15 protein-coding genes and 1 riboswitch are annotated in these 14,606 nt (G+C 38.2%); of the genes, 10 read left to right on the top strand and 5 right to left on the bottom strand.

Annotation, left to right across the window (positions count from 1 at the left end):
• Positions 1–93: 93 nt before the first annotated feature.
• On the top strand, positions 94–711 hold the full coding sequence (locus IGL86_RS03365; RefSeq protein WP_002355821.1) for a hypothetical protein: 618 nt from the start codon (positions 94–96) through the stop codon (positions 709–711).
• Between the two features lie 50 nt (positions 712–761).
• Here the strand turns inward: IGL86_RS03365 and IGL86_RS03370 are convergent, their stop codons facing one another.
• On the bottom strand, positions 762–1,865 hold the full coding sequence (locus IGL86_RS03370; protein WP_002355822.1) for an ABC transporter ATP-binding protein: 1,104 nt from the start codon (positions 1,863–1,865) through the stop codon (positions 762–764).
• Between the two features lie 185 nt (positions 1,866–2,050).
• Between IGL86_RS03370 and mgsA the strand changes: the two genes are divergently transcribed.
• Entirely contained in the window at positions 2,051–2,473 is a 423-nt protein-coding gene (gene mgsA, locus IGL86_RS03375) for a methylglyoxal synthase (RefSeq protein WP_002355823.1), read from the top strand.
• A 66-nt stretch (positions 2,474–2,539) separates the two neighbouring features.
• Positions 2,540–2,707: riboswitch (THF riboswitch) on the top strand.
• Between the two features lie 30 nt (positions 2,708–2,737).
• Positions 2,738–3,286, top strand: a complete 549-nt coding sequence (locus IGL86_RS03380) for a folate family ECF transporter S component (protein WP_002385065.1) — start codon at positions 2,738–2,740, stop codon at positions 3,284–3,286.
• A 51-nt stretch (positions 3,287–3,337) separates the two neighbouring features.
• Here IGL86_RS03380 and IGL86_RS03385 read toward each other — a convergent pair whose 3' ends face one another.
• Positions 3,338–5,104 (bottom strand): ABC transporter ATP-binding protein, encoded by a 1,767-nt coding sequence (locus tag IGL86_RS03385; RefSeq protein WP_002355825.1) that lies wholly within the window; start codon positions 5,102–5,104, stop codon positions 3,338–3,340.
• Positions 5,094–6,821 (bottom strand): ABC transporter ATP-binding protein, encoded by a 1,728-nt coding sequence (locus IGL86_RS03390; protein ID WP_002363303.1) that lies wholly within the window; start codon positions 6,819–6,821, stop codon positions 5,094–5,096. The genes IGL86_RS03385 and IGL86_RS03390 overlap by 11 nt, the downstream gene beginning before the upstream one ends.
• Before the next feature lie 125 nt (positions 6,822–6,946).
• Between IGL86_RS03390 and IGL86_RS03395 the strand changes: the two genes are divergently transcribed.
• The 3 genes from IGL86_RS03395 (at position 6,947) to IGL86_RS03405 (ending at position 9,843) form a co-directional block, all read left to right on the top strand.
• Positions 6,947–7,714: a putative ABC transporter permease gene (locus IGL86_RS03395; RefSeq protein ID WP_002387023.1), complete on the top strand. Its 768-nt coding sequence runs from the start codon at positions 6,947–6,949 to the stop codon at positions 7,712–7,714.
• 248 nt (positions 7,715–7,962) lie between these two features.
• On the top strand, positions 7,963–9,183 hold the full coding sequence (locus tag IGL86_RS03400) for a 3D domain-containing protein (protein WP_025192662.1): 1,221 nt from the start codon (positions 7,963–7,965) through the stop codon (positions 9,181–9,183).
• 96 nt (positions 9,184–9,279) lie between these two features.
• Complete coding sequence (locus IGL86_RS03405; protein WP_002355832.1) at positions 9,280–9,843, top strand: GNAT family N-acetyltransferase; 564 nt, start codon at positions 9,280–9,282, stop codon at positions 9,841–9,843.
• A 184-nt stretch (positions 9,844–10,027) separates the two neighbouring features.
• Here the strand turns inward: IGL86_RS03405 and IGL86_RS03410 are convergent, their stop codons facing one another.
• Together IGL86_RS03410 and IGL86_RS03415 are read right to left on the bottom strand one after the other, a co-directional pair.
• Positions 10,028–10,552, bottom strand: a complete 525-nt coding sequence (locus IGL86_RS03410; protein WP_002355833.1) for an LURP-one-related/scramblase family protein — start codon at positions 10,550–10,552, stop codon at positions 10,028–10,030.
• A gap of 51 nt (positions 10,553–10,603) precedes the next feature.
• Positions 10,604–11,473 (bottom strand): Cof-type HAD-IIB family hydrolase, encoded by an 870-nt coding sequence (locus tag IGL86_RS03415; protein WP_002383369.1) that lies wholly within the window; start codon positions 11,471–11,473, stop codon positions 10,604–10,606.
• Between the two features lie 133 nt (positions 11,474–11,606).
• Here IGL86_RS03415 and IGL86_RS03420 point away from each other — a divergent pair, with 133 nt between their 5' ends.
• The 4 genes from IGL86_RS03420 to IGL86_RS03435 all read left to right on the top strand — a co-directional run bounded on the left by IGL86_RS03420 (position 11,607) and on the right by IGL86_RS03435 (position 14,576).
• Entirely contained in the window at positions 11,607–12,287 is a 681-nt protein-coding gene (locus IGL86_RS03420; RefSeq protein ID WP_002363309.1) for a uracil-DNA glycosylase, read from the top strand.
• A 155-nt stretch (positions 12,288–12,442) separates the two neighbouring features.
• Positions 12,443–13,426, top strand: a complete 984-nt coding sequence (pta, locus tag IGL86_RS03425) for a phosphate acetyltransferase (RefSeq protein ID WP_002355836.1) — start codon at positions 12,443–12,445, stop codon at positions 13,424–13,426.
• 141 nt (positions 13,427–13,567) lie between these two features.
• Complete coding sequence (tsaE, locus tag IGL86_RS03430) at positions 13,568–14,062, top strand: tRNA (adenosine(37)-N6)-threonylcarbamoyltransferase complex ATPase subunit type 1 TsaE (protein WP_002387026.1); 495 nt, start codon at positions 13,568–13,570, stop codon at positions 14,060–14,062.
• Positions 14,055–14,576 (top strand): GNAT family N-acetyltransferase, encoded by a 522-nt coding sequence (locus IGL86_RS03435; RefSeq protein WP_033625432.1) that lies wholly within the window; start codon positions 14,055–14,057, stop codon positions 14,574–14,576. The genes tsaE and IGL86_RS03435 overlap by 8 nt, the downstream gene beginning before the upstream one ends.
• Positions 14,577–14,606: the final 30 nt, after the last annotated feature.

Consider the following 14,606-nt stretch of genomic DNA (forward strand, 5'->3'; position numbering starts at 1 on the left):
GAAAGTTCTTTTATGTGTCTTGACACATTGCGGCTGTTCAGCTACACTTGAGAAAAACAAAAGGTGTCATGACACCTTCAGGAGGCAGTTTTAATGAAAACAAACTCAGTAAAACGTTTAACAATTTCAGCACTTTTAATTGCAATGGGGATTATCATTCCAATGGTTATGCCAAGAATTACCATTGGTCCAGCCAGTTTTACATTAGCAAGTCACGTCCCAGTTTTTATTGCCATGTTTATTTCTCCAGTGGTGGCAATTGCGGTTAGTCTAGGAACAGGTTTTGGTTTTTTCTTATCCGCAACACCGATTATTGCTTTGCGGGCCTTATCTCATTTGATTTTTGCAGTCATTGGCGCAGTGATTTTACAAAAGCATCCAGAAATTTTAATCAATAAAGAGGGGAAATTCACTTTATTAAATGGGAAATTACAGTTGTTTAACGTGGGAATTGGAGTGATTCATTCCGCTGCCGAGCTAGTGGTTGTTTCTGTATTTTACACAATGGGCAACTTGCCAGGAACCTATTATACAGCCGGCTTCATGTATTCTATTTTTCTTTTGATGGGCGTTGGTGGATTAATTCATAGTTTGGTGGATTTCAGTATTGCCTACTTTTTAGCAAGTACCTTAAGTAAACATGTAGATATTCCAACTTTTACAGAAGCAAAACAACCCAAAGTGATAAAGAAGAAGGTTAAATTAGCATAAAGAGAAACAATCGAGGCATCCGTCATTGCGACGGATGCCTCGAGATTTTTTTATTTAATGACTTCTTCTGTTTGAGGGTCGAAGAAATGTCCTTTGTTAATATCAAAAGCTAAGTCAATCATTTCACCAGGATGGTGGAAGTCACGAGCATCTACTTTTGAGATAAACTCTGTATCACCAATTTTTGTATAAAGCATGGATTCAGCCCCTAATAATTCAGAAACAACGACTTCAGATTTAATCACCGCATCTTTCATTGCCGTTAAAGCCACTTGTTCGCTATGAATATCTTCTGGACGAATACCGAAAATTAATTCTTTGCCTTCATAACCATGTTCAACAAGCTCTTTGTTTCTTCCTTCAGGAATTGCTAGTTTTAAGCCATGTTGGTTAGAAATAACCCCATTGTTTAAGGTAACTTTGAAGAAATTCATGGCAGGTGAGCCGATGAACCCTGCTACGAACATATTTTTAGGTGTATTGTAAACTTCTTTTGGTGAACCAATTTGTTGAATAAAGCCATCTTTCATAATTACGATTCGGTCAGCCATGGTCATCGCTTCGGTTTGGTCATGTGTCACATAAATTGTCGTAGTTTCTAAACGTTGGTGTAGTTTAGCGATTTCAGCACGCATGGCTACACGTAATTTTGCATCCAAGTTTGATAAAGGTTCATCCATTAAAAAGACTTTGGCATCACGGACAATTGCTCGGCCAAGTGCAACACGTTGGCGTTGTCCACCAGAAAGCGCCGCAGGTTTACGTTGTAAGTACTCTGTTAAACCCAGAATATCCGCAGCATTTTCCACCCGTTTTTTAATTTCAGCTTTATCATATTTTCTTAGTTTTAAACCAAAGGCCATGTTATCAAAAACAGTCATATGCGGGTAAAGCGCATAGTTTTGGAAAACCATGGCAATATCACGATCTTTCGGTGCAACGTCATTCATGACTTTGTCCCCAATTGATAATTCACCTTCAGTAATATCTTCTAAGCCAGCAATCATTCGCAATGTTGTTGATTTACCGCAACCAGAAGGTCCGACAAAGACGATAAATTCACGGTCTGTAATTTCTAAGTTAAAATCTGTAACAGAATAATGTTCTGCATTGTCATATTTTTTATACACATTTCTAAGCGCCATTTCCACCATTTGATACGTCACTCTTTTCTTTTTGATTTGTTACTCATAGTTTAAATGAAAACGCTATCTTTCAGCAAGGGAGAGTTGCACAAGAAAAAGAAGACTTTTTCGTCAAGGTGACAAAGGGCAAACACTCTCAGCGGATTTATCGATAAACTTTTGTTATAATATAACAAAGACAGGAGTTGGATAACATGAAAATCGCTTTAATCGCTCATGATCGTAAAAAAACATTAATGATCAAACTAGCAACCGCTTATAAACATATTTTAGAAAAACATGAATTGTATGCAACAGGGACGACAGGCATGAAAGTGATGGAAGCAACTGGCCTACCCGTGCATTGTTTTAAATCGGGGCCATTAGGTGGGGATCAACAGATTGGCGCAATGATATCAGAAGACAACATTGATTTAGTTATTTTTTTAAGAGATCCTCTTTCCGCACAACCGCATGAACCAGACGTGACGGCTTTGATTCGTCTAAGTGATGTCTATGAAATTCCTTTAGCGACCAATATCGGCAGTGCTGAAATTCTTTTGAGAGGTGTCGAGGCGGGGTTTGCGGACTTCCGTGAGGTTATCCATGAAGGGGATCGTCGACCGTTAGCTTTTTAGAGAACCTTAATGGTTATTTTGACTATTTTGTGGTATATTTTATGAGGACTTTTGTCCAAATAAAATAACAGAGTAGGAGACAAAGCGTTAAGTGCTAAAAGGATGGGATGTTGCCTTTTGGACGAAGAACATAAACAGTGTGTTGCTAGAAAGCAAAGGTTCTTACTTTGCTTATCATCAGAACAACACGTTCAGCTTTTTAATGTTCGCGGTTTTGTTTTCGCATTCGCTGCATGGTTCGTCATGTAGCAGCTCTTAGAGGAGATGCTAAAAATGACAAAGAAAAAATTTGGCACAAAATCCATTGCGTTAATGGGCGTACTCATTGCGGTGGTCGTTGTCTTTTCACGCTTTTTTGCGTATGAAACAACGTTTTTAAAAATCAGTTTCACGTTTATCCCAGAATCATTGATTGGGATGATTTTCGGACCTTTTTGGGCTGGAATCGGCACGGCGGTGGCTGATGTGGTAGGAATGCTGCTTTTTCCAAAGGCAGGCTATTTTCCTGGGTTTACTTTAAATGCCTTTTTGGCTGGTGCTATTTATGGTTATTTCTATTATAAGAAAGAAATGACATGGCAACGAGTGATTTTGGCGACATTGTTGGTCACCGTTTTAATTAATATCATTTTAACTCCTTTGTGGTTAAGTTTAATGTATGGCGTCAATCTAGCAAATTTTGCTTGGTGGGTGCCACGCTTAATTAAAACAGTTATTTTCTTTCCTATTCAAGTAATTGCCACTTATTATTTAGGCAATAAAATTCCCTTTAAACGTTTATTTGGAAAACCATTATCTGAATTAGATCAATAAATTTAAAATTAAAAGAGTCACTTTTCATCATCCCAGAAAAGTGACTCTTTTTTATTGTGCTTTTTGATTAAACTGTGCTTCGTAAAGGTCACGATAATAACCCTGTTCTTTTTGCAATAATTCGTCATGGGTGCCAATTTCAACTACTTGACCATTGTCCATAACTAGAATTTTTTCAGCACTTTTGATTGTTGCTAAGCGATGGGCAATAACAAAACTGGTCCGGCCAGTCATCATTTGTAAAAAAGCATCCTGAATTTTTTGCTCGGTCAATGTATCAACTGAACTGGTCGCTTCATCTAAAATAAGCATCGGCGGATTACTAATCATCGTGCGTGCAATAGTCATTAATTGTCGTTGTCCTTCAGAAATTTTAACGCCTTGGGAACCAATCTCGGTATCTAGTCCTTGAGGTAAACGCATGACGAAATCAAAAATATGGGCTTTTTTCATGGCTTCTATAATTTCTTCGTCAGAGGCTTCGGGATTTCCGTACGTTAAATTTTCCCGAATGGAACTATCGAATAGCCAAGTATCTTGGAGAACCATGCCAAAACTTTTTCGTAAGCTATCCCGAGTAATTTGAGTAATGTCGTGAGTATCAACCGTAATTTGGCCACGGTCGACCTCGTAAAAGCGCATTAACAAATTCACTAATGTTGATTTACCCGCACCAGTTCGCCCAACAATGGCAATTGTTTCTCCTGGTTCAGCAATTAAATTAAAGTTTTCGATTAAAGGTCGCGTCGGCGTGTAAGAAAAATCAACGTCTTTAAATTCAACACGGCCTCGCGCTTCTTTCAAAACAATTGCGTTCGGGGCATCAGGACGTTCAACTGGTTGATCCATCATATCGAAAGTACGTTCCAATCCAGCTAAGGCTGCTTGGATTTGGTTGGTGATTCCTGAGAGTTCAATAAAAGGTTTAGAAAACTGACTAGAGTAAATGGTGAAACTGGAAATAACACCAACTGTGACTAAAGGATTGCCACTTAAAACTAACAAGCCACCGACTAATCCAATCGATAAGTAAGATAAATGGTCGATAAATCGAGAAAGTGGGTTGGTTAAGGAGGAAGAAAACTGAGCCTTCTGTCCTTTTTCATACAACGTTTGATTCAATGCTTCAAATGTTTCTTGCGTAGCTTGTTCTTGTTGAAAGGCTTTAACAATTTTTTGGTTGCCAACCATTTCTGAAACGAAGCCGGAAATTTCACCAACAATCGTTTGTTGTGCAGCAAAGTTTTTTTGTGAAGCTTTTGCAACAAGCCAGTTTACAATAAAAATAATCGGCGTACTGATAAGAACCACTAATGTGAGCAGGGGACTTAGCCGAATCATAAAGAGCAAAGCAACAACGACGGTGGCCATGCCAGAAAATAATTGGTTGAAGACAGCCGAGCAAGCCATTGAAATATTGTCAATATCGTTGGTAAAGCGACTGACGATATTTCCGTGTGATGTTTGGTCATAATAACTTAATGGTAATTGATTTAAATGGGCAAAGGCATCTTTTCTCAGCTGTGTGGTCGATAAATAAGACACGCGATTACCGAGACGTTGAATCAGCCATTGACTTAGAACGGTTACGAGTAAAATCCCTGCTAATAAACCTAAAATTTTGATGAGTTGCGCAGCATTGACTTGTCCTTTACCAACCATTGTATCAACGGATTTACCTATATAATAAGTCATGAGGACAGTCGAAAAACCACTGAGAATTCCTAGGATTAAGGCGCCAATAATTTCTTTTGGATAGCGTAGTAAATACGGCTTAAAACGTGAGAAGGCACCAAAATGAATTTTTTTAGTTTGCATGGGTATCCTCCTCCTGTGACGCAACGATTTCTTGATACTCTTTAGAAGAAGTAAGTAATTCTTCGTGGGTGCCAAGGCCAGCGACTTTTCCACTATCTAGGACTAAAATTTGATTCGCCGTTGCAATCGAACTCACGCGTTGTGAAATTAAAATAACGGTTGTCTCTGCTCGTTCTTTTTGTAAAGCACGGCGCAGATTCAAATCTGTTTGATAGTCGAGGGCACTCAAGGAATCATCTAAAATAAGTAAATGCGGTTTCCTAATCAAGGCACGGGCAATGGTCAACCGTTGTCTTTGTCCACCAGAAAAGTTTTTTCCGCCTTCGTTAACAGGCGTGTCTAACCCTTGGTCTAATTGTTCAACAAATTCTTTACATTGGGCGATAGCTAATGCTTCCCAACAGTCTTCATCAGTTGCATTTGGTTTGCCCCATTGTAAGTTTTCTCGAATAGTCCCTGTAAATAAGACGGCAGTTTGTGGGACACTTGCCACTTGTTGGCGTAAAGTAAAGAGCGGCCAATCGCGCACATTTATACCATTAATAAAAAGGTTTCCTGCACTCACATCATAAAATCTGGGAATGAGTTGGGTTAAGGTACTTTTTCCGCTGCCGGTAGGTCCTGTGATGCCGAGAATTGAGCCTTTAGGAATCGTAAAATTGATATTTTCCAAAGCCAAACCGGCCTCTGGTTCATAGCGAAAATCTACATGGTCAAAGGTAATATCACCAAATTGTGGCGATGTTTTTGCTGATTCTGGTGTATCTGTTAACTGGCTTTCTACAGTTAAAACCTCATTGACACGGTTTGCGGAAGCTGCGGCTCGTGTAAAAATTACCACGAGATTAGAAGCAACAATTAAAGCGAGCATCATTTGATTCATATAATTGATCAATGCTAAAACTTCCCCTTGTTGCAGAGAACCAAAAGAAACTTTTAAGCCACTAAAATAAAGTAAAAATAAAATTCCAACATTCATAATCAAAGTGGTTAAAGGTGTTAATAAAGCAGAGACATTCGATACGCGAATGTAAATATCGCCTAAATCATCTGAAGCTTTATCAACATGTCGTTGCTCTGTTTCCTTTCTAGCAAACGCACGGATCACACGGACACCGCTTAAATTTTGACTAATTTGACGGTTTAACCGATCCAAATATTCTTGGACTTTTTGATATAAAGGCACAGTCACTTTAATGATAATAAAGAGAATAAGGCTAAAAATTGGTAAAAGTAATAGGAAAAGAAAGCCCATCTGCACGTCAATGTAAAAAGCCATCACCACAGAACCGATACTTAAAAAAGGTGTCCGAATGACCAACCGAATAAACATCGCTAAAGCTAATTGAAGCTGGTTGATATCGTTTGTGATCCGGGTGATGAGGGTATCTGTACCAAAACTATTCAATTCTTTGTGTGAAAGCTGATTAATTTTCTTCATTAATTGATTTCTTAGCTCCGTCCCAAAACCTTGCGAAGCGACTGAAGCATAGTATTGACAAATCATGACAAAAAATAAACCAACTAACGACATAACAAGCATCCAGAGGGCCATTTCTATGACAGTCTGTCGGTCGTTTTGACGAATACCGACATCGACTAAGTGAGCCATGAATAAGGGCAAGACTAACTCGAAACAAGCTTCTAAAAATTTGAAGACTGGACCGAGGATAATTTGTTTTCGATAATTTTTTGCGTATTTCAATAAACCAAACATAAGATTCCTCCCTTTGCTGCTCTCATTGTAGCCTAATCTTTCAATGAAAGAAAGTTGTTCGCTACATTTTCTCAACTTCTGTTAAAATAGAAGAAAAGCGCAAAGAAGTGGAGTGTGACAGAAACGTGGAAAAAATGAGTCAGGTTATTTTGTTATTTTTTATTTATTCCTTTATCGGCTGGTTATGGGAAACGGTGTATTGTTCATTAAAAGCCAAAAAATTTGTTTATCGAGGATTTTTGGTAGGGCCTTATTGTCCTATTTATGGATTTGGGGTCTTAAGCGTTCTCTATTTTGTGGAACCCTTTGAGAACAATCTCTTGGTATTGTATGTCGGATCGGCTGTTTTAGTGACGATTTTAGAATATGTCACTAGTTATGGCTTGGAAAAATTGTTCCATGCCTCTTGGTGGGATTATCATGATGTACCTTTTAATTTAAACGGTCGCGTGGCTTTACCGGTTTCTCTTTTTTGGGGATTGGGGTGTGTCTTGATTGTCAAAGTTATTCAACCAGAAATCGCCAAAGTTGTCAGCTTTTTACAAGCAACCTTTGGCAACTACTTAGCACTTTGCATAGTGATTGTAATGGGGCTTGACTTAATTTATACGTTGCTGAACATGCAAGGTTTCAAAAAACTTATTACCGAGATGGGCCAAACGTTGGAAACGAACCAACAAGAATTTAAGCAACGGTTGAACACAAAAATGGAAATCGCTACAGCTGATTGGCAGAAGTTAAAAGAACGAACCAAAAAAGAGCATTTCCAAAATCGATTAAATTTCCAACAACGTCGTTTTATTAACAATTACCCAAAACTAACTTTAAAAAACATTAAAAATTCCAAAGAAGTGCGGCATCTCTTAGAAGATTTGAAGAAAAAAGGCCAATAATTAACAAAAAATATTACAAAATATTTCAATCAATGGTCTAATGGGATGAAAAAAAGAAAAATCGTCAAAAGCTAGTTTTTAAGGCGTCTTAAGAAATTCTTAAAGAATTGAGATAGAAATGGACTAATGAATAAACGCAGGATAAAAAAAGAGTTGCATTTAAATTGTAACAAATTGTAACATGATTGAAATAAAACAAGCCCTCCTGACTAGTATAATGAGTAGGTGTTTTAGATAAGTTAGGAAAGGTGTTGGATTTAGTGAAGGTTAAAAAGTTGATACCATTTTTAACAACAATGATGCTTATCAATTTTGGACTTCCAGTCGCTGCGGCAGCAGAATCACTTGATTCGTTGCAAGAAAAAGAAGCGCAAGCGAAACAATCTGGGGAGTTAATTAGTAAAGAAATCAATTCAGCCTTAGACGATGTAAATGCTAAATATGCGGAAATCGAACGTTTAAAAACGCAAATTTCAAAAGCGGAAGATACGTTGAAAACTTCGAAAGAGGAAATAGAAAAAACAGAAAAAAATATTTCTCGTCGTAAAGAAGCTGTTGGCGATCGTATGAAGGATATTCAATTAAATGGCGACCAACGTACTTGGCAAGCCTTATTAGATGCAGAAAATTTATCAGATTTCTTTAATCGGGCCTACGCCATGACCGTTTTACAAAACTTTGAACGGGAAAAGATTGAAAGCTTAACTAGCGAAAAAGAAAAGTTAGCTGCATTACAAGAAAAAGTTGAAAATACGCAAACAACTTTAAAACAAAATGAAGAGAAATTACAAGTTGAAGCTTCTTCAATGAATAATAAAGTCTCTGAGTTAAAAGAAAAAATGGCGAATAATGAAGAATTATTGGCTCAAATTTCGACAGACAAACAAAAAGAGCAACAACGCTTAGTCAGCGAAAAAGCAGCAGCTGAGGCACAGAAAAAACGTGCGGCAGAAACTGCCAAAGCAGAAGCAGCGAAGAAACAAGCAGCTGCCGACAAACAAGCGCAAGCAGATGCGGCGGCTAAACTAGAAGCCAAAGCTGCTGAAGAGTCAAGCAGTCAAGCATCAAGCTCTTCTACAAGTACGGAAAGCAGTAGCACTGAATCTTCAAGTTCTGCTAGTTCATCCGAATCGTCATCAACGCCAGAATCATCGACAGGCGAATCATCAACACCAGGAACTGGCTCTGGTCGTGTGCTTCAGATGGAATCAACTGCTTATTCTTGGCGCGAAGCTGGTGCAAGTAATCTAAGTGCTACTGGTATTGACTTAAGTAAAGAAAGCAATGTAGTTGCAGTCGATCCAAGTGTAATTCCTCTAGGTTCATTAGTGAAAGTCTCTGGTTATGGCTTTGCTATTGCTGGAGATACAGGTGGCGCTATTCAAGGGAATATTATTGATGTTCATTTTGATTCGGTAGAGCAATGCATTGCTTGGGGACGACGTCAGGTTACAGTAGAAATTCAATAATAAATTTGTTATACTAAAGACAAGATAAAAGGAATTGGCTAAGTCAGTAATGATAGTAGCCAGTTTTTTTTTAGTTAAATGTAAAGGAGAATTACAATGATTCGCTCGGCAACAAAAGAAGACGGTCAAGCGATTGCTCGGCTGGTCTTAGTTATTTTAAAAGATATGGAGTTACCAATTTTAGAAGAAGTCTCAGAAGAACAAATGATTGACCTATTAGCAGAGGCAACGGCGTATCCAACCTATCGCTATGGCTATCAACGAATTTTAGTTTATGAACATGCAGGTGAAGTTGCAGGGATTGCTGTCGGCTATCCTGCGGAAGATGAAAAGATTATTGATGAACCTTTAAGAGAAGTCTTTAAAAAACATGGCTTAGCAGAAGATGTTCGGCTATTTATTGAAGAAGAAACCTTGCCTAATGAATGGTATTTAGACACGATTTCTGTGGATGAACGTTTCCGTGGAATGGGCATTGGTTCTAAGTTATTAGATGCTTTACCTGAAGTAGCTAAAGCTAGCGGGAAGCAAGCCTTGGGTCTAAATGTTGATTTTGACAATCCAGGGGCGAGAAAGTTATACGCAAGCAAAGGCTTTAAAGATGTCACAACAATGACTATTAGTGGTCACTTATACAATCATATGCAAAAAGAAGTGTAAAAATAGAGGTCGGGACAGAAGCGTTTAACTCCGAGAAATAAGAAGGAATTTCCGAAAATTGTTCTATAATTTTTGGATAATTTCGGCTTATTTCCGAAGGAGTTGCTTCTGTTCCCGCCGTTTATCAATTTTTAAGCCTGGGACAAAAATCCAAAGTGATTTTTGTCCCAGGCTCTATTTTTCATTAATCCGTTAAAGGATCAAAATCTAATCCAAAATCATCGGAAGTTTTTTGTTTTTTCTTATTATATAACCAGTAGTCAAGGACAGCTGCTATACAGATGCACAACGGTGCGTCCTCATCATTGGCAACAGTTAAAACAAAATAGTCGCCTGTACAAAGCATGGTTTTATCCATTGACATAATTTTTTTATGGACTTGATAAATTGAATATTGATGCGCTTTGATATCACCAACAACTGCCCAGTGAAGGCCTTGAACATAATAGAAATCAGCATTCAAATTGAACAGTTTTCGTAGAGTACCCACTTTTTCAAAACGCTGATATAACTCAAATCGTGTACCAAAAGTCCAAGAAACTTGTTTAATACTGGCTAAAATTTCTCCGTTCATTGCATATAAAGAAAGCGCATCTCCTCGTGTGCCCCAGCGCCCCACCAATAGAAAAAGTGAACGGCCTGCTTGGTCTTTCACGATGGTTCGCGTAACTTTTCCTAACTGTTGTTCTTGAATAAAAAATTCAGACACGACACGATCTCCTTTCTATATATAAATGAGTGCTGTAACTGGTAGTGCTTATTACAAATCTTCTCTTATTGCACGCAGGATGGCTTCGCCAACACCATTTTCTAAATTAGTGGCTGTTTCATATTTAGCGTATTCTTTTAATTCCAGTTCGGCATTGCCCATTGCAAAACTTACCCCAGCCCATTGAATCATGCTGACGTCATTTAAATTATCACCAATAGTCATGACTTGTTCAGCGGGAATCCCACGTTCTTTAGCGACGCGCGCAACCGCAATCCCTTTTTGTGCTAGGCGGTGGTTAATTTCAATATTATTAAGCGCAGAAGAGGTAACAACCAAATCATCTAGTTCTTCTACTTCCATCCCAGCAGGACCTAATACTTTCGGCCCATCCATACTGAAGCCAATAATCTTAAGGACTTCAATCGAATCATCTTTTAGAATGTCGTCTAAACGATCGACATAGGTAATATGCAATAAAGATAGGTGTGCTGAAGCCATGGCAATCGCTACTTTATAAGTTAAATGGGGCATGGATTCTGCAATATGAGCGGCAAAGTTTTCAATTCTTTTTTCTTGATGTTCAGAAAAAATACCTTTATTTGTAGAGATTTCATAGTAAACATTGTGTTGACTCAAAATAGTTAGTACTTCTGTTACTGTTTCTTTTTCGATCCCAGCCGTGAAAAGTGAGTGTCCATCTTTGTCAAACACTTGGGCGCCGTTTAAAGTAATCATGGCGCAGTCAATTCCAGCTTCTTCTAACGCGGGTTTCGCTTCGGTATATGCGCGGCCAGTAGCAACCATAAATTCGATTCCTAAACGTTCCGCTTCGCGAATTGCTGAAGCGTTATCATTTGTGATGCTCATTTTTGCATCTAAAAGTGTTCCATCCATATCTGAAGCAATTAATTTAATCATCGATTCTCTACACCTCATTATCTATTTAAAGCTTACCTATAGTTTACCACGTTTTTCCAAGAGAAAGTACCCAGAAATTTCTTGTCAGGTTTGGAGAAATTCGTTATGCTTAGAGAGCGAAGGAGTGAGCATTATGAAAGAAATTATTCACAATAGTTGGCAAACCGTTTTATCTGCTGAATTTGAAAAACCGTATTATCAAGAATTGCGGGAATTTTTGAAAAAAGAATATCAGACACAAACGATTTATCCAGATATGTATCATTTATTTTCAGCGTTAGAACTGACCCCTTTTGAAGAAGTAAAAGTAGTAATTTTGGGACAAGACCCATATCATGGACCCAATCAAGCACACGGACTAAGTTTCTCTGTCCAGCCAGGTGTGAAAGTGCCGCCATCTCTTGCGAATATTTACAAAGAATTACAAGCTGATTTAGGATACCAACCCGTCAACCATGGCTTTTTAGAAAGCTGGGCTAAACAAGGCGTGTTATTATTAAATACTGTGTTGACCGTTCGGGCAGGTCAAGCCTATTCCCATCGAGGTAAAGGGTGGGAGCAACTGACAGATGTCATTATCGAAAAGTTGAATGAGCGTGAAAAACCTGTTGTTTTCATTTTATGGGGACGTCCTGCTCAAGAAAAAATTAAAATGATTGATACGACTCGGCATGTGATTATCAAATCGCCACACCCAAGTCCATTGTCAGCACATCGTGGTTTTTTTGGCTCACGTCCGTTTTCTCAAGCGAATGCCGCTCTAGAACGTTTAGGGGAAACGCCGATTGATTGGCAACTTCCTGAAACAGTGTAATGTAACAGTGTATGCTGTTATAGTGTAGAAGAGTTAGTTTGTGAAAAGTTTATCGGATTATTGGTTTTTTTGACTAATACAGCTAGAAAAAACTGTTATTTTCTTTGAGAATAGTGTATGATGGATTTTGTAAATATAAAACTGGAGGGTTTATCGTGGAATTATTCGATAGCTTAAAATTTAAAGTCGTACGCCGTAATATCAAAATTGTTTTCCCTGAAGCAACAGATCCTAGAATCTTAGGTGCTGCTGCCCGCTTAAAATCTGATGAATTAGTAGAACCAATCTTAATTGGTGATCCAACAGATATCGCAAATGCTGCTATGGCTCGTGGAATCAACACATCAAACTTTATTATTATCAACCCAAATGATTATGAAAAATGGGATGAAATGGTCGAAGCATTTGTTGAACGCCGTAATGGAAAAGCTACTAAAGAAGATGCTGAAAAAATCTTAAAAGATGTCAACTATTTCGGTACTATGTTAACTTACATGGGTATTGCTGATGGTATGGTTAGTGGTGCTATCCACTCAACAGGTGATACAGTTCGTCCTGCGTTACAAATCATTAAAACAAAACCAGGCGTAAGCCGTACAAGTGGTGCCTTCTTAATGATTCGTGGTCGTGACCAAGAAAGATATTTATTCTCAGACTGCGCGATTAACGTGAACCCAACTGCACAAGAATTAGCTGAAATTGCTGTTGATAGTGCCAAAACAGCTGAATTATTTGACATTGAACCAAAAGTTTCATTGTTAAGTTTTTCAACAAAAGGTTCTGCAAAAGCACCAGAAGTAACAAAAGTTGCTGAAGCTACAAAAATTGCGCAAGAATTAGCACCTGAATATGCGATTGATGGTGAATTACAATTTGATGCTTCTTATGTATCTTCTGTTGCACAATTAAAAGCGCCTAACTCAAAAGTTGCTGGAGAAGCAACAGTCTTTGTATTCCCAGATTTACAATCAGGAAATATTGGCTACAAAATTGCTCAACGTTTAGGTAACTTTGAAGCAATTGGCCCAATCTTACAAGGATTGAACAAACCAGTTTCTGATTTATCACGTGGTGCAAACGAAGAAGATGTTTATAAATTATCAATCATTACAGCTGCTCAAACATTAATGAACGACTAATTAACTATGTCGAAGCATGATAAATAAGCAAAGTAGAAGTTGAGGTTCCCAGGACACTTGGGCCTCAACTTTATTTTTTTGAAGCTGCCACTAGTCAACTTATTGAATTTTCGGTATACTTTCATACATAGATTCTTGCAGATGGGAGGCAAAAAAATGAACATTGTCCTGAATAATCCATTGGAAACAGAAGCAATTGCTAAAATCATTGGACAAAAGGCACAAGCTGGTGATGTAATTGTCCTGACTGGTGATTTAGGGGCCGGTAAGACGACAATGACGAAAGGGATTGCTTTAGGATTAGGCATTTCCCAAATGATTAAAAGTCCCACCTATACGATTATCCGCGAATATCCACAAGGACGACTTCCGTTATACCATATGGATGTCTACCGTGTTGAAGAGGGTGCGGATGAATTAGGGTTAGATGAGTATTTTGAAGGAGATGGGCTATCCGTTGTAGAATGGGGCAGCTTGATTGAAGAAGAATTGCCAGAAGATTATTTAGAAATTATTTTAAATAAAGATTCTCAAGAAGCTGACAAGAGAGTTCTTGAATTCCGTGGAACTGGTCCATTGGCAGAAGAAAGAATAGCAGAGATTCTGAAAACGTGGGAGGCTCGCGAATATGACTGAACAAACATTTTCTATTCGAGAAGCAGTGCCTACTGATGCGGATCAATTACTATCTGTGATGTCAAAAATTGGGAGTGAAACGCCCTATTTGGTAATGGATGAGCGAGGAATGGCCATGTCGACAACAGAATTGGCTGAAAATCTAGCAACACTCTATGAATCGCCAAATAATGTTTTATTGGTGGCATTAGCGGGAGAAGCAATCATTGGGACCGCTTCTGTGTCTGCTTCTTCTAAAAAGCGGATGGAGCATATTGGTGAAATTGGCATTAGTATTTTAAAACATTACTGGGGCTATGGACTGGGCAGTATCCTGATGGAAGAACTTATTCGCTGGGCGCATGAAAGTCATGTTATTCGTCGCTTGGAATTAACGGTACAGGATCGCAATCAACGAGCGATTCACGTCTATAAAAAATTAGGGTTTGAAACAGAAGCAATTATGCCTCGAGGCGCCAAAACAGACCAAGGTGAATTTTTAGATGTTCATTTAATGCGTTTGCTGATTGATTAATTATTGGTTAATAATTTTAATTTCTTAAAT

The sequence above is a fragment of the Enterococcus sp. DIV0774 genome (assembly GCF_050539095.1).
Classification (GTDB): Bacteria; Bacillota; Bacilli; order Lactobacillales; family Enterococcaceae; genus Enterococcus; species Enterococcus faecalis.

What these genes read in the sequence shown, in the direction of transcription:
- IGL86_RS03365 (WP_002355821.1), top strand. Translation starts at nt 94, where the DNA reads ATGAAAACAAACTCAGTAAAACGTTTAACAATTTCAGCACTTTTAATT.
- IGL86_RS03370 (WP_002355822.1), bottom strand. Translation starts at nt 1,865, where the DNA reads ATGGTGGAAATGGCGCTTAGAAATGTGTATAAAAAATATGACAATGCA.
- mgsA (WP_002355823.1), top strand. Translation starts at nt 2,051, where the DNA reads ATGAAAATCGCTTTAATCGCTCATGATCGTAAAAAAACATTAATGATC.
- IGL86_RS03380 (WP_002385065.1), top strand. Translation starts at nt 2,738, where the DNA reads ATGCTAAAAATGACAAAGAAAAAATTTGGCACAAAATCCATTGCGTTA.
- IGL86_RS03385 (WP_002355825.1), bottom strand. Translation starts at nt 5,104, where the DNA reads ATGCAAACTAAAAAAATTCATTTTGGTGCCTTCTCACGTTTTAAGCCG.
- IGL86_RS03390 (WP_002363303.1), bottom strand. Translation starts at nt 6,821, where the DNA reads ATGTTTGGTTTATTGAAATACGCAAAAAATTATCGAAAACAAATTATC.
- IGL86_RS03405 (WP_002355832.1), top strand. Translation starts at nt 9,280, where the DNA reads ATGATTCGCTCGGCAACAAAAGAAGACGGTCAAGCGATTGCTCGGCTG.
- IGL86_RS03415 (WP_002383369.1), bottom strand. Translation starts at nt 11,473, where the DNA reads ATGATTAAATTAATTGCTTCAGATATGGATGGAACACTTTTAGATGCA.
- IGL86_RS03420 (WP_002363309.1), top strand. Translation starts at nt 11,607, where the DNA reads ATGAAAGAAATTATTCACAATAGTTGGCAAACCGTTTTATCTGCTGAA.
- tsaE (WP_002387026.1), top strand. Translation starts at nt 13,568, where the DNA reads ATGGGAGGCAAAAAAATGAACATTGTCCTGAATAATCCATTGGAAACA.
- IGL86_RS03435 (WP_033625432.1), top strand. Translation starts at nt 14,055, where the DNA reads ATGACTGAACAAACATTTTCTATTCGAGAAGCAGTGCCTACTGATGCG.